Origin of the sequence: Bacillus sp. A01H, from assembly GCF_045277205.1 — a bacterium.
Lineage (GTDB): Bacteria > Bacillota > Bacilli > Bacillales > Bacillaceae_G > Bacillus_A > Bacillus_A paranthracis.
Genome location: NZ_CP117702.1, coordinates 1,691,251 through 1,715,005, shown reverse-complemented (window position 1 = coordinate 1,715,005; position 23,755 = coordinate 1,691,251). Strand labels below are relative to the sequence as shown.

The window sequence follows — 23,755 nt, the reverse complement described above, 5'->3', positions numbered from 1 at the left end:
AAAAACAGTCGCAACATATCGTTACGACCATTTCTTTTCTATATCTTATTCTATACGCTTTACAAATTTGCCTGTTGCTCTATTGTCGAGAAAAAATTGTTCGGTCCAAATATATTTTGCTTCGGAATAATATGTTCCACCGCAAACACTGTTACTTCTCCTCTTTGTACCTCTCCAATGATAAGCCCAAATATTTCATGATTTACAGCAAACGTTGGTTGCTTTGTTTGTAGTAATCTTGCTGCATTCTGAAATACCGCTTCATATAGTGGATTTCTATCAGTAATTTCTTTTCTGATTTTTGGTGCTAACGTAATAATGATTTCTTTTCCGTCAATAGTGGTTCGATACATAAAAATCTCCCCTTCAATCTTATGTGAACAACTGTAAAGCTTTGTATGCAAAATGGATAGAATATCCTACTAAAATAATACCTGCTCCGGCTGTTATATAGCCAAGTGCTTTTTGCTTTAATAAAGTTCTGCCAAAATGGACAGAAAAAGCAATATTTACATTCCATAAAATAATACCAACGATAATACAAAGACTATACAAAAAGGCTTCTTGTTTCGTTACCTTCGTAAGCAATGAGCTAAGTGTACTTCCGTATATACCAAACCAAAAAACAAGATTTAATGGATTGGATATCGCAATTAAAAAACCTGCCATAAACGATTGTTTAAGGCCGCCTACCTCTTCTTTTTTATATTCCATATTCGATTGAGAAATTCCTTGTTTTACACTTTGAAATCCTAAATAAAATAATAAGAAAAACCCTGTGCAATACATAAAAGCTTGTACATATGTATACATAAACAGAGAAGATAAACCGAAATAGATGAGAAGCATAAACAAAATATCTGCTGTCATTCCACCAATTCCAACAACCCACGCATGCCAAAAACCTCGTTCAATTCCTCGTTTTAACATTTCAATATTAATCGGACCTACTGGCGCAGCTAATGAAATACCTAATACAATTTGTTGTATAATCGCTCCAAACATCACTCTATCCTTTCTACTTCCTTTACTATTAAGTAATGATGTAATAATTAAAAATAGACTAGCTTCCCTCAAAATATTTACTACTAAAATACCCTTTTTTATCCAAAATATGCAAAAGAGCCATCCAGATGATGACTCTTACTTTTCTATCTTATGAAGAAAAGGACATTTTCCTTTTAACGGTTCTACATCGTCTCCTATAAAGTATTGTTTCCATTCACGATGATCCGGATCACCATAATGACTAATGTTAGGATGTTTCGGCAGCTGATCCCACTTTTCAACTCGCTCACGGACCGTTTGCCTAGAATATGCTCCTTTAGGACGATCCCCTTCTAATCCATCAAATATAGTACGTGGCTGAAATCCAATAACGAGAGAATTTCCTAAATGCCTAGTTTTTCGTTGTTTATAGGCTGGTGCGTTTCCAAATGCGAATATCGGTTCCCCGCCAAATGAAAATTCCCATAAGTAATGGTCTGGGTCTTTAGGAATTTGCTTTGGCCATGTTTCCTTATCGTTTTCATGTAAATATTGTAGTACTTTCCAAAAGTAATCGCGGTAATATTCCAGTGATTGCTCCTCACATTCCGGTTCTACAAAAAGAAAAAAGCCTCTTCTTACAATTGGACGCTCTTTCATTAGCTCTAAAAAAGATAACATTGTATGCGGCAAATGACTCCAATCATTATGAGATAGAAAGGAATAGCGAAGTTCATTCTTTTTCAAAGCAGTTAAACCAAAATAACATGGGAAAGTTGGTTCTAATACGACGTTAGAAAAATTTTCAAATTCCTTTTCAACCCAATTCGGTATGTCGTTTCTCATTCTCATTCCTTCATTATCTAATAAATAAGACTCATTCATTCTTTCACCCCATTATGTATAGCATTCAATTAAGACTATTACATACTTGGCCTGTCCTATACCTATTTAAAAATTTGGTTAAAAAATTATTTAAAAATACAAAAAAATAAAATCGCTTACTTGACTAAATTCTCCCAATTCGTGTATATTTAAATTAATCATTTAGCAGAATATTCAAGATTATAGCATTTTTAGTTTATATTATCTTTTCAAATGAATTTCACTAAATGAAAAAAGCAAATGTTTTTAGGAGGAATTGTAACATGCAAGGAAAAGTAAAATGGTTTAACAACGAAAAAGGTTTTGGATTTATCGAAATTGAAGGCGCTGACGATGTATTCGTACATTTCTCTGCTATTCAAGGCGAAGGCTACAAAGCTTTAGAAGAAGGTCAAGAAGTATCTTTCGATATCACTGAAGGAAACCGTGGACCTCAAGCTGCTAACGTAGTAAAACTTTAATCCAACATATGACAGGAGGTTACCTTACTTGGTAACCTCCTTTGTTATTCCTTTGTATATTTCCGTTTTCCAGAGCAAAAACTATGTGAAATGCGCACTATACAAAGGAGGAATTATTAATGGGATCAGAAGTAAATGATTTTGAAGAAGTGAAATTCCGTGTAGAAACAGCACAAAAAATGGTAGGATCAGCGACAATTTCAATGGATCCAGATACATTAGAGCATGCTACTACTGCTGTAGAAGCAGCTCGCTCTCAGCTTGAAATTATGAAATCTGTTGCAACAGATTTAGACGAGCCATTTTTAATAAATGAGGAAAAGAAATTAAGCGAGTGTGAGCATCAATTAAATGAAGCGAAGCACTAAAAAACATCCAGAGAGTTTTCTCTGGATGTTTTTTCATGACAACTGTTCCCCATATTTTTTCAATGTTTCTCCAACTGTACATTGTCTTATACAAAAGGAATGAGCATAATACTTACTATTTGTCTTTCGATTATGTTCTCGCAAAAAACATCCTTCACAATACGTTTCTAATAAGTCATTTACCTCTGTAATGAGTTGCTTTTTATCCACCTTTGCACCTCTCTATTCGGTTATTTCTTTATGACTATCAATCACTGTTCCTTCTAATGCTTGCGTAGCTAATTGATGTGCTTCTTTATTTTGTTTTCTTGATATAGGCTCACATACAAGTTTTAATTTCATTTGCTTTGCTTTTTGCTCAATTTGGTCTAAATAATGATTTAAATGTTCATCATAACAAGGCCATTCTCCAGCCAATTGCTGCAGTACAACTTGAGAATCTCCGCGAAGCGTGACCGCTTCATACTTAATCCCTAATTCCTCGAGTATATTCATGCTATATAGTAATGATGCATATTCCGCTTCATTATTATCATATATGCCTTCTATATATGCATTACGGCGAATTCGGTATTTTGTATTTCCTTTTTTATAGTATACACATATGCCTATACCAGCTTCTTTCGTCTGTACATCATAGCCGCCATCAAAATAAACGAGTATTTCTTGGGGTTCTTCCTCCACTTGTTTGCTCAGCTTCTTCATTTCCTTTAATGACCATTCTGCATCCATTTCATCGTAAAATAATACTTCTTTCACTCTTCCTGTTTTCTCGAAATCCTCCGCAAATTGAAGTGCTTCTTCTATGTTCATATAATCTGTCGTTAATTCCGTCTGAAAACCGCGTTTTGTTTTATACAACCAATGAATTTTATATTTCATACTAGATTCCCCTTATGTAAGACTTCTTATATGTATCCAGCTAATGAAAGCCTCACTTTATTTTATTATATTTTATCAAGAGTCAAAGAATTATATTCAATATTATCACATGCAAAAAGAGCTATCCCTATAGGAATAGCTCTTTCATCTATTACATAAATCTTTCAAATTGTACTCGTTTATTAATCCAGTACATTACAGGCATACCAATCGCCATAACAACAAATTCACCGATTGCACATGTTAACCAAGTCAACATGAATGGTAAATCAAATGCAAGATGAAGTTCAATTGCAATCATAAACATTGTAATTGTAAAAATGACTGTATTAAAAATCATACGAGCCCAAACACCTTTAATAAATCGCATAGAAATAATCGTTGCAGCTAATGCAAGAATAGATTGCCCTACTCCAAATACTAAATCGTAAGCGATCATAGGTGAAAAAAAGAGATTCGTTAAAAATACACCTAATACAATTCCGTAAATTGCTTTCTTATTAAATACAACGAGATGATTAAACATCTCTGAAATACGAAACTGTACATTCGTAAAGCCAAATGGCTGAATAAGCATAGAAACAGCAATATATAATGCCGCTAAAATACCATTACCGACTAAAGTTCTAATATTCATGACAAAATCTCCTTAGTTTTTTTACGTGGGATGGTTTCGAACCACGTTATTCGTTTTTTAAGCAACAAGATTATATTTTACGCGTTAGCCCCCCTTTCGTCAATAGATTCCTACCATGAACTACCCTTTTTCTTTTAGACAACGTATAATGAAATATATGAAAGATTTAGGAGGTTTTATTTCATGACTGCAACAATTCAAAATGAAAAAGTGATCGTTACCATCTCTGACAAAGGTGCAGAATTACAAAGCGTTCTCTTAAAAGAAGACAATACAGAATACTTATGGCAAGGTGATGCTACTTATTGGGGACGCCGTGCACCAATTTTATTCCCAATCGTCGGCCGATTAGTAGATAATACATACTACGTAGATGGTAAACCTTATTCTTTAACACAACACGGCTTTGCTCGTGATCTTACATTCTCTGTAGAAGAACAAAGTGAAACGAAAATCACCTACATTGTAACTAGTAATGAAGAAACATTAAAAAAATACCCATATGAATTCGAATTACTCGTTTCTTATGAACTAGACGGACAAACCGTTCATGTAACATACGAAGTGAATAACCCTGCTTCAAAAGAGATGTTCTTCTCAATCGGAGCACATCCTGGTTTCAATTTCCCGTTATTAGAGGGCGAGTCATTTACAGATTACCATCTATCTTTTAATGGTCCAGAGCGTTTAGAAACGAGCGTATTAGAAGGACCTTACCTTTCAAATAAGAAGCAACTAATTGCTGAAAGTACGAATGAGTTGCCACTTACATACGACCTATTTAAAAACGATGCACTTATTTTTGAAAATATGAATACAGATGAAATCTCCATCCGTTCTCATAAACATAATAAATTCGTAAAAGTAGAATTTGACGGATTCCCATTTGTCGGCGTATGGACACCAGGCGAGAATGCACCTTTCTTATGTATTGAACCTTGGTACGGAATTGCTGATGAAGTAAATCCAACAAAAGATTTCAAGGAAAAAAAAGGAATTCAATCTTTACAAGCGAATGAAACATTTACATGTCGTTATAGTATTACAATCGGCTAAGTTACTCTATCCCCTACTTCAAAGAAACATATAGGTAGGGGATCATCTTATCATTTGGAGGTTTCTCATTTTGATTGAAGTATATATTGATGGTGCATCAAAAGGAAATCCTGGTCCTTCTGGTGCAGGCGTATTTATTAAAGGGGTTCAACCAGCTGTACAATTATCATTGCCCCTTGGGACAATGTCCAATCATGAAGCAGAATACCACGCTTTACTTGCGGCATTAAAATATTGCATGGAGCATAATTATAACATTGTCTCTTTTCGTACAGATTCGCAACTTGTGGAGAGGGCTGTCGAAAAAGAATACGCAAAAAATAAAATGTTTGCACCACTATTAGAGGAAGCACTGCAGTACATAAAAAGTTTCGATCTCTTTTTTATTAAGTGGATTCCAAGTAGTCAAAATAAAGTTGCTGATGAGTTAGCTAGAAAAGCTATCTTACAAAATTAACGGGGGTATGAGTGTGAAAAAAGATTGGATCGCTCCTCTTGCTTTATTATTTGTGTCTTTTATTTGGGGAGCTACATTTGTTGTCGTTCAAAATGCTATGTCTTTCGTTGGACCATTTACTTTTAATGGTATACGTTTTTTATTCGCTGGAATCATTTTATTATTCGTTCAAATGATTTTCTCAAAAAAAACTTCAAAACAACATATAAAACAGAGTAGCCTCGCTGGATTAACCGTTGGATTCTTTTTATGCGTCGGCTATGTATTACAAACATTCGGCTTACTTTATACAACTTCTTCAAAAGCTGGTTTCTTAACAGGGCTTAGTATCGTTATGGTACCAATCTTGTCTTTTATCTTTTTAAAACAAAAAGCTACTATTTTTATCGTAATTGGCATTGCTGTAGCAACAGCGGGTTTATATTTATTAACAGCAGGTGATTCTTTTCAATTAAACATTGGAGATATACTCGTTCTCGGTTGTGCAGTTGCTTTCGCTGCTCATATTCTCGTTAACGGCTTCTTCTCTAAAAAAATATCACCTTTATTGTTAAGCACATCGCAAGTATTAGCTGTCGGTATGTTTTCTTCTATTTGCGCCTTTTTGTTTGAAGATTGGGAAAAATTATTTTCAGTAGCACTATGGACGAATTCTTCCTTTTTATTTGCTCTATTTCTAACTTCTCTGTTCGCGACATCCATTGCTTTTTTCATTCAAACATCAGCACAAAAACATACGTCTCCAACGAGAGTAGCAATTATTTTCGCAATGGAGCCCGTTTTCGCTGCCTTAACAGGCGTTCTCGTTGCAAACGAACAACTTTCTATTTCCGCTATTATCGGATGCCTCTGTATTTTCCTAGGCATGGTTTTTGTTGAATTACCTTCTAAAACAAAAAAAGAAGCGCAGGCTGCGTGAAGTTACGCTTGTAACTTCCGCATAAAAGCCTTAGCGCTTTTTTTATCTGTAATCTCTTCTTCTTTCAATCGTTCTAATAACGCAACAAAATAACTGCCATCAAACTGCAATTGATGCTTAATTGTCGCTTCTATTGCTGCGTTTACAATGCCATCAGATGCACCCGTATATCCTTGTCCGAACATAATAAATCCTTGTGCTTCCTCTGATAATTTAAATCCTTTCGTATGTAAGAATGAAAGATAATCTTCTACTGTTTGCATGTTATTCCCACCTACTCAAAAATTCTCCACTTCCTATCATACATGTTTTTATACGCCATGAGAATGAAATTTCTTTGACAACTTTGTAAATCAGCCTATACTCTACTTGCAATGGAGGATTTCCTTATAATATGGAGGAATATGTACAGTGGAACTTATTTCATATTAAAGGGGAGACACGATGAAACAAGCACTATTAATTATCGATGCGCAGCAAGAATTAATGGATGGAAATGAACAAGAAAGTGAAGTTTTTCGTAAAACCGAATTATTATCTACACTCAATACAGCCGTGCAGAAAGCAATAGATGCCAATGCCCTTATTGTTTTCGTAAGAGATATCGATGTTGCTTCTGGTAGCGGAGAAGGCTTTGAAGTACATAATCAAATTCAAGTACCTCAATCTGCAATCCTTATTAATAAAGCCGCAACAAATTCATTCTATGGTACTTCTTTACTTGAACTGTTAAAAGAAGAAAAAATTAACCATATCGTTATAGGTGGATGTAAAACAGAACATTGTATCGACACCGCTGTTCGAACAGCAACTGTACAAGGATTTGATGTTACATTAATTAAAAACGGTCATTCCACAACTGATTCTGACGTATTGACTGCAGAACAAATTATCTCTCACCATAATAAAATTCTCCATGGTCATTATAATGTTGATCATTTTTCTATGGTAAGGGATATCGAGGAAGACCTCTTTCAGCCGACTCATAATCAATATCGTGATTAGCGAAAAAGAATCCTTCGTTCAGAAGGATTCTTTTTCACCCAAAAATTTGTGCTGCAATGCTATATAACTCATTATTCCTTTTTAATAATTGACCGCTATTTTTCATCATAATTGGTGGTGTATTCACCTTTTTAAAACCAGTAATCTCTAATACTTTCATGAAATCTTTCTTTCCTTCTAGTACATCAATTCTTAATTTACCATTATGCCCTTTTGCTAAATCATGTACAATTCTCATTGCCATCTCATCATTTTTAGCAACAACCGGTCCTATTATTTTATTTTCTGATGTTTGTATGCTTAAACCGTAACCTAATACATTTTGTTCCTTGTCCCTTACAACAGTGCACTGTTCACTTTGCATAATTCTTTTCTTTAAAAACTCTTTTCTATTTGTTCCAAACGCATATTCATCTATTTTTATTATTTTTTCTAACTCACCCTCTTCATAGTTCATCACATAATCTTCATTTCTTACACAATAATCATTCGCATTGTACGAGTTACATATGTATTTAGAAACATAACTTACTGCTCTAAATCCTAATTTTTCATATAAAGGTTTTCCTTCATCCGTAGCAATAAGCATAAATGGAGTTTGAGCTGATACGCTATTCATGCATGAATTTGTAATCATCTTTCCAATTCCTCTTCCCTTATAATCTGGATGTACAATTACCATTCCGATAGATGCCAACGCCTCCCCATATAATATTATTGCTGCGCTAGCAATAAGTTCCTTTCTCTCATTCCATACGCCGTATACAATACCTGAGTTAAAAATTGTTTCAACTTCTTCCCTATTATAATCCCAACCAATATAAGATGATAATGCTACAATATCGCCTATTTGTTCTTCCTTAAGACGATCCACGCTAAATTCCAATTCAATCATACTCCACCCCTTATCTAGCCATCTTCCCAATTCAACTTGTACATGTTACCCTTTATTTGTCACACACATATCCTATTTTGACCAAGACTATATTGTAAATGAGGTGACAACATGCCCATTACAAATCGATTTTCTACCACCACTAACGGCGCACTTGCGATTACAGGAAACACACTCGGTTTAAGTAAAATCAGTAATCAAAACCGTGCTGGTACAATCGGGGCAATTGGCGCATTTATAACTACCAATACCGCTTTACAAGTAACTTCTTTTCCTGCTGGTACAACATTAAACTATACACAAAATAGTTCTACCGCTCTTTTAAATATACCTGCTGGTAGTACGATTCTTTACGCAGAACTCGTTTGGGGCGGAAACTATTTATCTCGTGATCAAAACATTACGAACGTATTAGGCAATCCTGTTTCTTTTACAACACCTGTTTCAACATACTCGATTACTCCATCGGCTGTTACCGCTTCCAATCAAACATTCGTTTCTGGATCTATCACATTTGGATTCTATACACGTTCTGCAGATGTAACATCCCTCATTCAAGCAGGAGGATCTGGCTCTTATACAACCGGCTCTGTCCCTGGACTTGTAGATCCTATAGATGCTTCTAACGGAACAATTAATTCAGCTGGGTGGACGCTTATCGTCGCTTACCAAAATGGAACATTACCTGCAAGAAATTTAACCATTTATGTAGCAGGCAACCGGGTTTCTGCAGAAACTGGTAGTGCCGATGTATCTGTTTCAGGATTTTTAACACCTTCAGGAGGGCCTGTAAGCGGGAGATTGTTTTTAAGTTCTACCGAAGGAGATGCTGATTTAATTGGGGATCAGGCTCTATTCGGGCCAAATTTCAGTTCATTAAATGCCTTATCTGGACCTAACAATGCTGTAAATAATTTCTTCGGTTCTCAAATTAATAATGCCGCTGGAAACTTAGATACAACCGGGACATTTGGAACGCGAAATCAAAGTGCTTCTACAGGTACAAACATCTCCGCTGGAAGACAGGGCTGGGACATTACTTCCATTGATATTTCTCCTTATTTAACAAATTCTCAAGTGTCCGCCGCAATCCGTTTAACAACTAACGGAGACGCATATATGTTGAATACAGTCGGTTTACAAATCAACATAAATTCACCTAACATACAAGCAACAAAAAGCGTGAATAAAAGTGTTGCAGCAATTGGAGACGTTCTCACTTATACAGTTACTATCCCTAATACAGGGCTTCTCCCCGCCAATAACGTTATTTTTACAGACATTCTTCCTAACGGTACTTCCTTTATACCTGGAACTGTAACAGTAGATAATGTCCCGCAAACGAATGCAAATCCGGCCGCTGGTATATCTCTTGGAACCATTAATAACAGCGCTTCTCGTACAGTAACTTTCCAAGCTACTGTCGTTTCTTTTCCAAATCAAAATCCTATCTCCAACACTGCTAATATTACATTTCAATATACACCAATCGCTGGAGGAACGACTTTTAACGGTCTTGCAACAAGCAACTCTGCTGGAACACAAGTTAACCTCGCAGATATTAATGGCACAAAATCAGTTAACAAACTTTTTACCGATATTGGTGAAACGTTAACTTACAGTATCGCCTTAGCTAATATAGGGAATATTGCTGCAACGAACGTTATATATACGGATCCGATTCCTAGCGGGACTACTTTCGTTCCAGGAAGTGTAACTGTTAACGGAATTACGCAAGCTGGAGCGAATCCCGCAAATGGTATATCAATTGGGTCTATTGCTGCTAATTCTACGACTACTATTTCATTCCAAGTATCCGTTCCATCTATCCCCCAAACAAACCCCATATTAAATAGCGGGACTACAACTTATCAATACATTCCTGTACCAAATCAACCGGCAGTAAGCGGGACTGATACGACGAATATTGTCTCCACTCAAGTGAATAATGCTACTGTAACAATGACAAAAGCGGTAGATAAAAATTTTGCCGATATTGGTGATACACTAACGTACACCGTTTCCTTTACAGGTACAGGTAATACAAGTGCAAACAATGTTATGTTTACAGATGCCATTCCTACTGGAACCACTTTTGTCCTTAACAGTTTAACAATAGATGGCACAACACAAGTGGGAGCAAATCCCGCTAACGGTGTGAACATTGGATCGATCCCAACTGGTACAACAAAAAATGTTTCATTTCAAGTAGTTGTAAATACAATACCCACGCTAAATGTCGTATCTAATGGATCAAGCGCTTCTTATCAGTACACTGTCAATCCAAGCCAATCACCCGTTACAAAAAACATTTCTTCTAATCTCGTTTCCACTCAAATTAACAATGCGAATTTAGCATTAACAAAATCAACAAATAAACAATTTGCTACAATCGGCGATACAATCAGTTATACAATCCTTATCTCAAACAGTGGAAATACAGCTGCAACGAACGTACAACTAACAGATCCACTTCCAAATGGGACAATATTGACTCCAGGTACTGTAACACTAAACGGTGTTTTGCAAAATGTAAATTCTCTCGTTGCTTTGCCTATTGGCACAATTCCCGGCGGAGCTACTTTTACACTTTCTTTCCAAGTAACTGTCATCAATATTACCGCCCAAAATCCTATCATTAACAATGCTTTCGCTTCTTATTTATACACTGTAAATCCTAGTCTGCCACCAAATTCAAAAACAGCAAATTCTAATTCTGTTACATCAACAATTAGACTAGCAAACCTTCAAGCTACTAAATCTGTAGATAAAACGTTTGCGGAAGTTGGAGATGTATTAACTTACACCTTTGCTCTTACAAACAATGGGAATGTTACAGCAAACAATGTAGTACTATCCGATTCAATAGCGAACGGGACTTCCTTTGTACCGAACAGTGTTATCGTTAACGGTGTTACTCAGCCGGGCGCAACACCAGCTAGCATCAATATTGGTAGCATCAATGCTAATACTACGATTACAGCTTCATTCCAAGTATTAATCACTAGCATTCCAAACCCAAACCCTATTTCAAATAGTGCCTCCATTTCTTATAACTTTATTGTTGATCCAAACGCTTCGCCTGTAAGTAAGAACACTACTTCAACTACTACATTTACGCAAGTAAACGATGCAAATGTCATTTCAGCTAAAACAGTAGATAAAGGGTTCGCTACTGTAGGGGATGTATTAACTTATACCGTCGTTTTAACGAATGCAGGAAGTGTTTCTGCTGATAGTCCTACTTTCGTAGATACAAATCCAGACGGGACTACCTTTATCCAAAACACGTTCCTTATTAATGGTGTACTCCAAAATAACGCCGATCCAAATGTCGGTGTTCCGTTACCTTCCATTCCTGCTAACGGCTCACTTACCGTCTCTTATCAAGTAACTGTCACCTCTTTACCAACACAAAACCCAACAATAAATTCATCTAGTACACAATATAGCTTTATTCTAAATCCGGGCGATCCACCAACTATAGAAACATCTTTAAGTAATACTGTAAGTACACAAATTAATGTAGCAAATGTAGTTATTGTTAAACAGGTAGATTTAACTATTGCTGATGTTGGGCAACCAATCACATATACCATTGCCCTAGCTAACCCAGGAAATACTCCAGCGAATAATGTAGTTGTTACCGATATACTCCCTTCCGGCACAACTCTCGTACCAAATAGTACTTTTATAGGCGGTGCTTTACAGCTAGGTGCAGACCCAAGTACCGGTCTTCAAGTCGGGACAATTCCTGCTGGCGGATTTACAACGATTGTTTTTCAAATAAGCGCAAGTAGTTTGCCTACACAAAATCCAATTCAAAACAGTGCTGCACTGCAATATAACTTTATTGCTGACCCAAATTTACCTGCTGTTGTGAGAAATGCTACTAGTAATATAGTAACGACACAAATTAATACTGCTAATATTGTCGCTACGAAACTAACAAGTACAAATTTCGCTGATGTTGGTGATGTCATAACTTATGCAACGATTTTAACGAATAACGGCAATATCCCTGCCTCCAATGTAACGTTTACAGATATCATTCCAGCTGGTACCATCTTCCTTCCTAACACTGTAACGATTAACGGGGTTCCTATAGCTAATGCAAACCCTGCTAATGGCATTTTAATTGGTACAATAGGAGCGAATTCATCACGTACTGTCTCATTCCAAGTTTCTGTACCAACTATTCCTAGTCCAAATCCGATTACGAATCAATCGAGCACTACATTCCAATACATGTACGACGCATCCAAACCAATTGTAACGCAGCTGGTGGCATCTAACACCGTACAGACGACTATTAATAATGCTACAATTGCCGCTGTAAAATCGGCAGATAAACAGTTTGCTAACGTAAATGATATGATTACGTACACGACTACTTTAACGAATAACGGGAACACACTTGCATCAAATGTAATTTTTACAGATGTACTTCCAAACGGAACATCATTTATCCCTAATAGTGTAACAGTAAATGGAAATGCACTCCCTAATACAAATCCAGCAAGTGGGATTGCAATTGATCCAATAAACCCTAATACAAGTGCAACAATCTCATTTCAAGTAATAGTAAATTCCATTCCTAGTCCAAATCCAATCCCGAACCAAAGCAATACAGCGTACCAATATGTCATAGATCCTAACTTACCTCCAGCATCCGCTAATGCGTTAAGTAATGTAATAACAACTCAAATTAATAACGCTACAATCGTCGCTACGAAGTCAGTAAATACACCGACAGCTGCAATTGGGGATATCGTTACTTATACGATTGCCGTTACGAATACAGGAAATATTCCTGCTAGTGCTACAGTTTTAACAGATGGACTCGGCGCAGGCGCTTCATTTGTCCAAAACTCTGTAACTATCAATAATATTCCGCAGCCGGGTTTAGATCCATCACTTGGTATTCACTTAGCAGATATTCCCCCAGGAGATACTGTATTCATTACTTTTCAAGCACAAATTTTAGCGATACCACCTAGTGGCACATTAACAAATAATGCTCTTGTAAATTATGAGTATACCGTGAACCCAAACCAATCACCTGCTGTTGATAGCACAATTACGAATACGACGGTTACTCCAATTATTGATGCTACTTTAGTTTTAAATAAAAATGCGAGTACAACTTTCGCTACAATTGGTGATACGATTACATTCACTTCATCTATTACAAACACAGGAAATACTACTGCGAACAACATTGTGTTTACAGATTCCATTCCAAATGGTACTACCTTTGTCCCAAATAGCTTTAAAATAAATGGTGTAACCGTCCCAAATGCAAATCCGCAAAACGGTATCAATATTGGTAACTTGAATGCAAATGCATCGATTACACTCAATTTTCAAGTAAACATTACAACGCTGCCAAACCCGAATCCACTTCCGAACAAATCATCGCTTCAATATAACTTTATTGTTGATATAAATGAGCCGCCTGTTTCCCGAACAGTTCAATCCAATAAAACCTTTACACAAGTAAATACTGCTTCCGTTATCGCAACAAAAACTGCAAGCAGCGCATTTGCTGCTGTTGGAGATACAATTACGTATACAACTACCCTCACTAATAGCGGAAATACTACCGCAAACACACCTGTTTTTATCGATATATTACCACCCGAACTTTCATTCGTTCCTGATAGTGTACAAATTAACTCCATCCCACAACTTGGATTTAGACCCGATAGCGGAATCTCTTTAGACTCAATTCCAGTTGGAGGAACGACAACAATTAGCTTTCAAGCCATAGTTGGCTCAATACCAGCTACAAACCCAACTTTGAACCAATCTAGCACAACATACTCGATCATTGTTGATCCTACCCAACCACCCGTGACAGAAATAGCTACAAGTAATCCAACTTTAGTTCAAATTAACGAAGCGATTATTCAAGCAACGAAAAGTGTGGATCGACTATTTTCTGACGTAGCACCTGGAAATTCATTTTTAACGTATACAGTTTTATTAGAAAATATAGGAAATACAACTGCTACGAATATCATTTTTACAGATCCGATTCCAAACAATACGATATTTATACCAGATAGCGTTCGAGTAGGCGGGGTTTTATTGCCTGGGGTAAATCCGGCGAATGGGATACCAATTGGGGATATTATTGCAGGAGATTTTATAAACGTCACCTTCCGTGTGCAAGTAGTTAGCATTCCAAATCCCGTTTTCACAATTGGACCTGGAGGTCCAAACTCACCGGTTGTAAACGGCGCTTCGATTGATTATCAATTTATGACAGGACCTAATTTACCACTTGTTTCACGAAGTACGACATCTAATTCTGTTTCAACACAAATAAATTCTGGGGAAGTTGTGGCAATCAAATCTGTAGATAAAACTTTCGCAACGATTGGCGATACAATTTCTTATACAATTACATTAAGTAACCCTGGAAATGTCACTTCACAAAATATAATTTTCACAGATATTTTACCTGAAGGAACAACATTTATTTCCGGAACACTTACAAACGATTCTGGTACACAGCAAATTGGAAATCCAGCTAGCGGAATTCAGATTGGAAATATAAACCCTGGTAGTACGGTTGCTATTACGATAAACGTACTTGTCACAAACATTCCAAGTATAAATCCAATTTCTAATTTTAGTTCCGTACAATTTGAACATGTGGTTGATCCTAGCCAACCTTCTGCATTACAAACAACTATATCAAATACAGTTTCAACAACCATTAATAGTGCAATATTAACTACAACAAAAAGTGTTGATAAATCTATTATTTCCGTCGGGGATACACTTACGTATACAACGACTATTACGAATACAGGAAATACACCAGCTACGAATATAACTTTTACAAGTGCCATTCCTCCTAGCACTACTTTCGTACCAGATTCGGTCACAATAAATGGCATCCAACAACTTGGTGCACAGCCAGCACTTGGAGTAACTATACCAAATATCGCTCCAGGTGAAACAGTAACTGTTACTTTCCAAGTAAATGTTATTTCTGTTCCCCCTTCAAGCTCGATTATGGGTAACGATACGATTTTATACTCTTATACTGTTGATCCTAACGGAGCCCCTGCTACTACTTCTACTTCAACGAATATTGTTACAAACCCGGTACTAGATGCTATGATAACGATGGTGAAATCTGTAGATCAAACACTTGTAACACTAGGTGATACCATTACCTATACGACACTTTTGACAAATATCGGTAATACAAACGCTACGAATATTACTTTCACTGATCTTATACCAAATGGTACAACGTTTATTACTGATAGCGTTACAATAGGTGGCATTACACAAATCGGGCTCAATCCTAATACCGGCATAACAATTGGATCAATTGCTCCTAACAGCTCAATATCTATAGCATTTCAAGTTACCGCTACTTCTACACCAGCCCAAAATCCTATTGCCAATTCCGCTACTGCTTCTTACACATTTATCGCTGATCCAAATGCACCAGTTGTTTCAAGAAATGTTACTTCAAACACAACATTTACTACAATTAATACAGCTACCATTCTTTCATCTAAACAAGTTGATAAAGCATTTAGCCACATCGGAGATACACTCACTTATACTGTCACTTTAACAAACAATGGAAATTCATCTGCACAAAATGTTATTTTCACAGATACTATGCCGAGCGGAACTACATTTATTGCAAATACATTTTCCATTAATGGAGTTCCTCAAAGTGGTGCGAATCCAGTAAACGGTGTAAATATTGGACCGATAACAGCGGGGGCTACAGTAAATGTTTCCTTCCAAGTAAACGTGACCTCATTACCAACCGAAAACCCAATTGTAAATTTCTCATCAACATCTTATCAATTAATCTCACCGCCTGATACAGAAACTTCAATTAGCAATCCTGTTTCAACGCAAATTAAAGAAGCCATATTATCTATGACGAAGAATGAAAGTGCATCCTTTGCAGATATCGGGCAAACTGCCTTTTATACTACTTCTATTTCCAATATAGGAAATACGGATGCAACTAATATAGTATTCACAGATGTATTACCAAGTGGACTCACATTTGTTCCTAACACATTAACCGTCGATGGCGTTTTACAACCTAACGCGAATCCAAATACAGGTGTATTACTTGCAGCACTTCCACCAAATGAAATATATAGTATCGTCTTTCAAGTTACAGTTAGCAGCATTCCACCTATTAATCCAGCACCGAATACAGCATCAACGACATATGAGTTTACTGTTGATCCTGTTAACCCTCCAGTGTCGAGTTCAGCTACTTCCAACACTACGCTTCTTCAAATAAATAACGCAAATATTATAAGTACAAAAACGGCAGATCTTACCTTTGCGGATGTTAGTAATACAATAACATTTACACTTAACCTCCCTAATACCGGGAATGTGGCTGCAACTGATGTTACCGTCATCGATATACTTGATAGCAATTTAAGTTTCGTTCCAAATAGTTTCACAGTTAATGGGCAAACCATTCCAAATGCTGATTTATCTACTGGTGTAAATATCGGTTCCATTAATGGTGGTAATACGGCAATTGTCACATTCCAAGCAACTGTTACTACACTTCCTACACTTAATCCTATTTCTAATTCTGCTTCTATCACATATCATTATGTCGTTGACCCTAGCCAACCATCTATTACAACTTCTAATCAATCTAATACAACAACCACACAAATTAATAGCGCTATCCTTACTGCACAAAAAAATTCAAATGTATCTACGGTTGACATTGGGCAAGATATTGTCTACTCCGTTACAATTACAAATAGCGGAAATGTTAGTGCAACAAATGTTATTTTTACCGATCTTATTCCAGATGGAACTTCATTTGAACCGAATAGTTTTACACTTAACGGAACTAGCATCCCAACTGCAGATATCGTTACAGGGGTTCCAATTGGTGATATCGCGCCAAACCAATCTGTCATTGTGGCATTTAATATTATCGCAGATGAAATCCCGCCTATAAATCCAATTACCAATCAAGCTAGCGTTAACTTTCAACATATCGTTAATCCGACTAATCCACCAGTTTCAAAAAACATTACTTCTACTACTGTTTCAACAAAAATCGAAAGTGCAATTTTAAACACGATTAAAATCGGAGATAATGCTTTTGCAACGATTGGTGATACGATTACGTATACAACTACGATTACGAATACAGGAAATATTCCAGCTAACAACGTTGTTTTCTCAGACCCTTTACCTTCATGGACACAATTTGTTACAGGATCAGTTGTTGTTGACGGTACTTCATTACCATCCGCTTCTATCACCAGCGGTATTGGCATAAATACAGTCAATCCAGATCAAACTGTAACAATCATATTCCAAGTTCAAATTGTAAGCAATCCGACAACATTCACTCCTGAACTCCAGAACTTAGGATTTGTGAACTTCCAATATAACGTAGGCAATGCATTACAGGCTCAGCCTGGCAACGTGGAAACGAACGTCTTCGTTACTTCTATTCATTCAGCAATACTTTCAGCTGTAAAAACTGCTAGTACAGCCTTTGCAAATATTGGCGACACGATCACTTATACCGTTTTAATTCAAAATAGCGGCAATACAAATGCTACGAATGTAAATTTCTCAGACCTCATTCCAGCAGGAACGACCTTTGTTGAAAATAGTTTTACTGTAAATGGAAGTACCATTCCAGGTGCAAATCCAAATAGCGGAGTGAATATCGGAACCGTTAGCGCGGGTAGTTCTTTAACTGTTACTTTCCAAGTCATCGTTACATCTACTCCACCTTCGAATCCAATTACAAACGTTGCATCTATTCAATATGCATTCATCGTTGATCCGGCGGCTCCTCCTGTTACCGGCACAATAACTTCTAATAGTGCTTCCACACAAATTAATAACGCGACTGTTACAACTGTTTTAGAAGCAAATCGATCAATCGTATCTATCGGAGATACCATTACGTATACAGCAACATTAACGAATACTGGAAATTTCCCTGCAAACTCTGTATTACTCATTAACGGAGTTCCTGAAGGAGCATTATTTGTTCCAAATAGTGTTACGCTTAACGGGATTTCACTTCCAGATGCAAGTCCAACTCTCGGTATTCCAGTTGGTATTATCGCACCAGGTGATTCTGCTACGATTACATTCCAATTCCTTGCAAGTTCTATTCCACCGCAAGGAGCGATTATAAATCAAGCACTTACAAGTTACACGTATATTGTCGATCCAAGTCAACCACCAGTTACAGCAACATCTTCATCTAATACGGTGAATACAGCTGTCGTTGATGCATCGCTATCTGTAATTAAAAATACAGATTCCCTCGTACAGTCTACTGACGGTACAATCACTTACACTGTAGTCATTCAAAATAACGGAAATACAACTGCAAATACAGTTACTTTAACAGATTTAGTACCAGAAGGAACTGCATTCATTCCTAATAGTGTGACCATTAATACTATTTCAGTTCCAGGTGCCGATCCAAACGTAGGAATCCCCTTAAACGCCATTGCACCTTCAGAAATCGTCACCGTCACATTCCAAGTTATCGTTCAATCCATTCCAAGCGTGAATCCAATTTCTAATATAGCTCGTATTGACTATACTTTTATCGCAGATCCAACTGCTCCTATCATCTCTCGAACAATTACGTCTAATCCAGCTTTTACACAAATTTCAGATGCAAATATTCTTTCTTTAAAAGCAGTCAATGCACCACAAGCGACAACAGGGGATATTTTGACCTATACGATAACACTAGAAAATACCGGAAATATTCCAGCTACTAATCTTTTATTTTCAGATACGATTCCAGAAGGGACTACATTCGTAGACAATAGTTTTACACTTAACGGAACAGCTATACTTGGTGCCAATCCAAATGCAGGTGTTACTTTGCCTAACCTAGCAGCAAACGCTACTCACCTTATTTCGTTCCAAATTCTTATTAACGATCCATTCTCGCAACAATCGATTACAAATCAATCCAATACAACATATACAATTCAACCAGATCCAGGGCAACCGCCTATTACGGAAACATCTACTAGTAATATCGTCATTACAAATTTCGTGCAAGCACAATTAACAATTACAAAAACATCCAATCCAACAACTGTAGATATTGGTGGAACGATACTTTATATTTCTGAAGTGAAAAATATCGGCAATGTTGACGCAATAAATATTATTTTTACAGATTCGATTCCAGCTGAGACTACATTCGTTCCCGACAGTGTCACAATTAACGGTGTACTTCAGCCTGATACAAATCCAGAAAACGGAATATCAATTGGAACGATCCCATCAAATAGTTCCAAAACAATACTATTTCAAGTACAAACAAACAATCCACCTACTGAAACCGAAATTGTAAATCAATCTTCAGCAACGTACCAATATGTAAGCATTCCTACAGCTCCCCCAGTGAATCGCTCTGCAACTTCTAATATCGTTACAACATCACTTCAAAATGCAAATATTATTTCTGTTAAGCAGGCAGATGTTACTTTCGTATCCATCGGGCAAAATATTACCTACACAAATACACTACAAAATATAGGAACTGTTCCGGCTAACAATACATTGTTCATTGACGATATTCCAGAAGGTACTATATTCATTGAAGATAGCTTATCAATAAATAATGTCATTCAGCCTGATGCGAACCCTGAAAATGGAATAACTCTTGGCACGATACAACCAGATGAAACAGTCACTATTTCATTCCAAGTACAACTTACAAGTATACCTCCTGGCAATACAGTCATTAACATTTCAGACACTTCGTATGAATACCAAATTGAGCCTAGTTCTCCAATTATTCAGCGTAGATCGTTATCAAATGCAGTAACTACTGAAGTCCGTACAGCAAATGTTAGTGCACTTAAATCTGCTAACAGATCTATTACACGCATAGGTCAAATCATCACATATACAGTCGCAGTTACAAACGCTGGTACAGTACCTATTACAAATACTCTCCTAATTGACGCAATTTCTGCTGGCACCACATTCATTCCAAATAGCATTCTTGTAGATGGTATACCAAGACCTAACGAGAATCCAATTACCGGAATCACCCTTAATATTATCCTTCCAAACAATACAATTATCGTTACATTCCAAGTAAATGTAGTCTCTATACCTCCTCAAAATAACATTAATAATATCGCCGTCATCCACTATGAGTATCAGCCAGACCCAAGCTTACCACCAATTTCAGAAACGACATCTTCCAATACTACAAATATACAATTTATTGATGCTATTCTTATCGCTACAAAATCTGCTAATACAATATTAGCTAATATTGATGAAACTATTGAATATACAGTACTCATTCAAAATAACGGATCCACTACAACTAACTCCATCTTTTTTACAGATACGATAGAAGATGGAACAGTCTTTATTCCAGGAAGTGTAATAGTTAACAACACGGTACTTCCTGCAGCAGATCCAAATATCGGTTTTTCTATTCCTAATATTGCGTCAAGTCAAGCGACTACAATAACGTTCCAAGTTTCCGTTACGAATTTACCTGCTATAAACCCAACACCTAATACTGCAAACATCGTCTACGAATTTATTTTCAACCCTGATTTTGCACCAATTCAAAAATCGATTAATTCCAACACTACTTTCGTTCAAATTAATGATGCTGATATCGTTTCACTTAAAACTGTTGATTTGACTTCTGTAACAATTGGTGACATTTTAACTTATACAACAACTTTAACGAATACAGGGAATACAGATGCCACTGCTGTTGTATTTACAGACAATATTCCTGGTGGAACTACCTTTATTGACGGTAGCGTTTTAGTAAATAACATTCCGCAGCTTAACGCCAATCCAAGTACCGGTATACTTGTAGGAACGATTGCTCCTAACATTTCTATCCCAGTCACATTTTCTGTTACCGTCATAGCGCTTCCAGCTAGCGGCCATGTTCAAAATCAATCAACTTCTCGTTATACGATAAATGGAGAAGAACAAATATCGACTAGTAATATTACCTTCACTGAAGTTATTACTGCTACTGTAGTCGCAACAAAAACAACGCCTATCCAATACGCTGACCTACAAACGATTATCCCTTACACAATTTCCATCACAAACAATGGGAATATACAAGTAGAAAACATTATCGTGACAGATATCATCCCAGCAAATACGAACTTTATAGAGAACAGTGTTATTGTGAATGGCAACGCTCGTCCAAATGACAATCCACTTAGCGGGATACAAATTGAGAACATTCCGCCTAATACAACAGCAACTATTCTATTCCAAGTACGAGTTACTTCGATTCCACAAACAAATCCAATCTCTAACACGAGTACAATTGAATTTCAATACACGTTACCAGATCGACCACCTATTACCGAAACTATTATTTCATCAGCTGCCGTAACAGAAATTAATCACGCGACTTTAAATAGTAATAAAGCTGTTGACCTTGCATTTGCAACTGTCGGTGATACGTTAACGTATACGATTACACTCAATCAAACTGGTAATGTTGCAGCAAATGATGTAGTCATTCAAGATATAATTCCTCAAGGTACCACATTTATAGAAAATAGCGTTATTGTAAACGGAGAAACTCTTCCGGGAGTTAATCCAGTAAGTGGCATACCAATTGGTACTATAATTGTTGGTGGAGACGCTATTACTTCATTCCAAGTAACTGTGACTTCTATTCCAATACAAAACGAACTCACCAACCAAGCAATCACTACTTTTAACTATATAGTCAACCCAAATAACATACCTGTTACAAATACGACGACAACAAATACAGTCACAACAACCGTCCAAAATGATAATGTCATTGCGATAAAAGCTGTTGATTTCACGAGTGCCTTACCTGGTCAAACTTTAACGTACACCATTACGATTACTAATAGTGGTAATATCACTATTGAAGATCTTCTTCTAGTAGACACGGCACCAGTAGATACGACATTCGTTATTGGTAGTGTTACGATTAACGGAATCAATCAACCTAATGCGAATCCTGAAAATGGTATTACGCTAGGCAACCTTGCTCCAAACGAATCTGTTATTATTACATTCCAAGTGACAATATCTTCTTCTACTCTTCAATCTACAATCAATAACGATGCTACTATTTCCTATACACCTATTGTCGGTCCAACCGAACCTCCTATTACGATTACAAGGCAAATAAATACCGTTACAAAGCAAACAAATACTGTTACAACAATAATAGTTGATCCAATGGTTAGTATTGAAAAAACAGCCGATAAATCTATCGTGGCGACAGGGGACATCATAACTTTCACATTAGAGGTGATAAATCATTCACCAACTCCTACAATCAGTACTTCCGTCCTAGATATAATTCCAGCCGGTACAACATTTATAGAAAACAGCGTATCAATTAATGGTACTCAAGTTCCAAATATCCGTCCAGACACTGGTATGAATATCGGCTCTTTACCTGCAGATAGAGTAGCAACGATAACATTTAAAGTTCTTGTAACTTCTATTCCTTCAAACAGTACAATTATAAATTCTGCAACAGTTACAGCCGCTTTCCAATTGACACCACAGGCTCCGATTATTACTTTCGTTATTAATTCAAATATCGTTCGTATACCAGTTCAATTTGTAACTGTGACAGTCATAAAAAACGCTTCCGTCAGCTCCGTTTATTTAAATCAATATTTTGATTACACTGTGCGTATTACGAATACTTCCGAGATTTCGCTTTCAAATGTTTCTTTACAAGATACTATTCCAGCAGGCTTACAGTTTATGAACGGCACTGTCTCCATTAACGGAGAACGCTCTCCACTAGCGAATCCGAATATCGGTTTCCTAGTCGCTACTAATTTGGAGCCAAACGAAACAATTATTGTGTTATTCACAGTACAAGTAATAAGTCCACCTGTTACTAATGAATTTAAAAATACAGCTGATATTTCGTTACAACTTCAAGCCTCGCCTACCGATCCACCAATTACAGTAACCGTTACAAGTAACGAAAACATCGTCACTTTTGTTCCAGAAAACGAAGATGAAATAGTTCCAAATTTAAGTTGCTTCTTTGACGGGGAACGTTTTATTCGCATTACTCCTCGGAATATACGAAACTACCTTTGGACTTGGATTTGGTGGCGTTAAATGAAACAAAAAGAGATTGTAGTTTGGTTGAAACCAAA

The 23,755-nt window shown here is 36.6% G+C and carries 15 protein-coding genes and 1 riboswitch; of the genes, 7 read left to right on the top strand and 8 right to left on the bottom strand.

Going from position 1 to position 23,755, the window contains the following annotated elements; genetic code table 11:
- Positions 1-59 precede the first annotated feature (59 nt).
- The 3 genes from PSR14_RS09115 to PSR14_RS09105 all read right to left on the bottom strand — a co-directional run bounded on the left by PSR14_RS09115 (position 60) and on the right by PSR14_RS09105 (position 1,872).
- The gene (locus tag PSR14_RS09115; RefSeq protein WP_000286373.1) at positions 60-353 is read right to left on the bottom strand and encodes a hypothetical protein; all 294 of its coding nucleotides are present in this window, start codon (positions 351-353) and stop codon (positions 60-62) included.
- A 19-nt stretch (positions 354-372) separates the two neighbouring features.
- Positions 373-1,005, bottom strand: a complete 633-nt coding sequence (locus PSR14_RS09110) for a LysE family transporter (protein ID WP_000466557.1) — start codon at positions 1,003-1,005, stop codon at positions 373-375.
- Between the two features lie 138 nt (positions 1,006-1,143).
- Complete coding sequence (locus PSR14_RS09105) at positions 1,144-1,872, bottom strand: YqcI/YcgG family protein (RefSeq protein ID WP_098487354.1); 729 nt, start codon at positions 1,870-1,872, stop codon at positions 1,144-1,146.
- 263 nt (positions 1,873-2,135) lie between these two features.
- On the opposite strand from PSR14_RS09105, the gene cspB reads away from it, so the two are divergent.
- The gene (gene cspB / locus PSR14_RS09100) at positions 2,136-2,333 is read left to right on the top strand and encodes a cold shock-like protein CspB (protein WP_001161727.1); all 198 of its coding nucleotides are present in this window, start codon (positions 2,136-2,138) and stop codon (positions 2,331-2,333) included.
- Positions 2,334-2,452: 119 nt separating this feature from the next.
- Positions 2,453-2,701: a DUF2564 family protein gene (locus PSR14_RS09095; RefSeq protein ID WP_000534391.1), complete on the top strand. Its 249-nt coding sequence runs from the start codon at positions 2,453-2,455 to the stop codon at positions 2,699-2,701.
- A gap of 33 nt (positions 2,702-2,734) precedes the next feature.
- Here the strand turns inward: PSR14_RS09095 and PSR14_RS09090 are convergent, their stop codons facing one another.
- The 3 genes from PSR14_RS09090 to PSR14_RS09080 form a co-directional block, all read right to left on the bottom strand.
- Positions 2,735-2,911 carry a zinc-finger domain-containing protein gene (locus PSR14_RS09090; RefSeq protein ID WP_000358801.1) on the bottom strand — a complete coding sequence of 59 codons (177 nt, stop codon included), beginning with the start codon at positions 2,909-2,911 and terminating at the stop codon, positions 2,735-2,737.
- A gap of 12 nt (positions 2,912-2,923) precedes the next feature.
- Complete coding sequence (locus PSR14_RS09085; protein WP_000875519.1) at positions 2,924-3,583, bottom strand: ribonuclease H family protein; 660 nt, start codon at positions 3,581-3,583, stop codon at positions 2,924-2,926.
- Positions 3,584-3,734: 151 nt separating this feature from the next.
- A complete protein-coding gene (locus tag PSR14_RS09080) occupies positions 3,735-4,220 on the bottom strand; it encodes a QueT transporter family protein (protein ID WP_001026465.1) in 486 nt (161 codons plus the stop codon).
- Positions 4,221-4,226: 6 nt separating this feature from the next.
- Positions 4,227-4,271: riboswitch (PreQ1 riboswitch) on the bottom strand.
- A gap of 132 nt (positions 4,272-4,403) precedes the next feature.
- On the opposite strand from PSR14_RS09080, the gene PSR14_RS09075 reads away from it, so the two are divergent.
- From PSR14_RS09075 to PSR14_RS09065, 3 genes are all read left to right on the top strand, one after another.
- Positions 4,404-5,276: an aldose 1-epimerase family protein gene (locus PSR14_RS09075; protein ID WP_098487353.1), complete on the top strand. Its 873-nt coding sequence runs from the start codon at positions 4,404-4,406 to the stop codon at positions 5,274-5,276.
- Positions 5,277-5,346: 70 nt separating this feature from the next.
- Positions 5,347-5,733 (top strand): reverse transcriptase-like protein, encoded by a 387-nt coding sequence (locus PSR14_RS09070; protein WP_000573871.1) that lies wholly within the window; start codon positions 5,347-5,349, stop codon positions 5,731-5,733.
- Positions 5,734-5,746: 13 nt separating this feature from the next.
- Positions 5,747-6,652, top strand: a complete 906-nt coding sequence (locus tag PSR14_RS09065) for a DMT family transporter (protein ID WP_000711159.1) — start codon at positions 5,747-5,749, stop codon at positions 6,650-6,652.
- Positions 6,653-6,654: 2 nt separating this feature from the next.
- On the opposite strand, the gene PSR14_RS09060 is transcribed toward PSR14_RS09065, so the two are convergent.
- Positions 6,655-6,915, bottom strand: coding sequence for a DUF6123 family protein (locus PSR14_RS09060; RefSeq protein ID WP_001195212.1), 261 nt, complete (start codon positions 6,913-6,915; stop codon positions 6,655-6,657).
- Positions 6,916-7,096: 181 nt separating this feature from the next.
- Between PSR14_RS09060 and PSR14_RS09055 the strand changes: the two genes are divergently transcribed.
- Positions 7,097-7,657 (top strand): cysteine hydrolase family protein, encoded by a 561-nt coding sequence (locus PSR14_RS09055; RefSeq protein WP_000806354.1) that lies wholly within the window; start codon positions 7,097-7,099, stop codon positions 7,655-7,657.
- 34 nt (positions 7,658-7,691) lie between these two features.
- Here the strand turns inward: PSR14_RS09055 and PSR14_RS09050 are convergent, their stop codons facing one another.
- Entirely contained in the window at positions 7,692-8,552 is an 861-nt protein-coding gene (locus tag PSR14_RS09050) for a GNAT family N-acetyltransferase (RefSeq protein WP_098487352.1), read from the bottom strand.
- Positions 8,553-8,663: 111 nt separating this feature from the next.
- Here PSR14_RS09050 and PSR14_RS09045 point away from each other — a divergent pair, with 111 nt between their 5' ends.
- The gene (locus PSR14_RS09045; protein ID WP_169509255.1) at positions 8,664-23,717 is read left to right on the top strand and encodes a DUF11 domain-containing protein; all 15,054 of its coding nucleotides are present in this window, start codon (positions 8,664-8,666) and stop codon (positions 23,715-23,717) included.
- Positions 23,718-23,755: the final 38 nt, after the last annotated feature.

Coding starts and splice junctions, on each gene's coding strand:
- PSR14_RS09115 (WP_000286373.1), bottom strand. CDS start 353: ATGTATCGAACCACTATTGACGGAAAAGAAATCATTATTACGTTAGCA.
- PSR14_RS09110 (WP_000466557.1), bottom strand. CDS start 1,005: ATGTTTGGAGCGATTATACAACAAATTGTATTAGGTATTTCATTAGCT.
- PSR14_RS09105 (WP_098487354.1), bottom strand. CDS start 1,872: ATGAATGAGTCTTATTTATTAGATAATGAAGGAATGAGAATGAGAAAC.
- cspB (WP_001161727.1), top strand. CDS start 2,136: ATGCAAGGAAAAGTAAAATGGTTTAACAACGAAAAAGGTTTTGGATTT.
- PSR14_RS09095 (WP_000534391.1), top strand. CDS start 2,453: ATGGGATCAGAAGTAAATGATTTTGAAGAAGTGAAATTCCGTGTAGAA.
- PSR14_RS09085 (WP_000875519.1), bottom strand. CDS start 3,583: ATGAAATATAAAATTCATTGGTTGTATAAAACAAAACGCGGTTTTCAG.
- PSR14_RS09080 (WP_001026465.1), bottom strand. CDS start 4,220: ATGAATATTAGAACTTTAGTCGGTAATGGTATTTTAGCGGCATTATAT.
- PSR14_RS09075 (WP_098487353.1), top strand. CDS start 4,404: ATGACTGCAACAATTCAAAATGAAAAAGTGATCGTTACCATCTCTGAC.
- PSR14_RS09060 (WP_001195212.1), bottom strand. CDS start 6,915: ATGCAAACAGTAGAAGATTATCTTTCATTCTTACATACGAAAGGATTT.
- PSR14_RS09055 (WP_000806354.1), top strand. CDS start 7,097: ATGAAACAAGCACTATTAATTATCGATGCGCAGCAAGAATTAATGGAT.
- PSR14_RS09050 (WP_098487352.1), bottom strand. CDS start 8,552: ATGATTGAATTGGAATTTAGCGTGGATCGTCTTAAGGAAGAACAAATA.
- PSR14_RS09045 (WP_169509255.1), top strand. CDS start 8,664: ATGCCCATTACAAATCGATTTTCTACCACCACTAACGGCGCACTTGCG.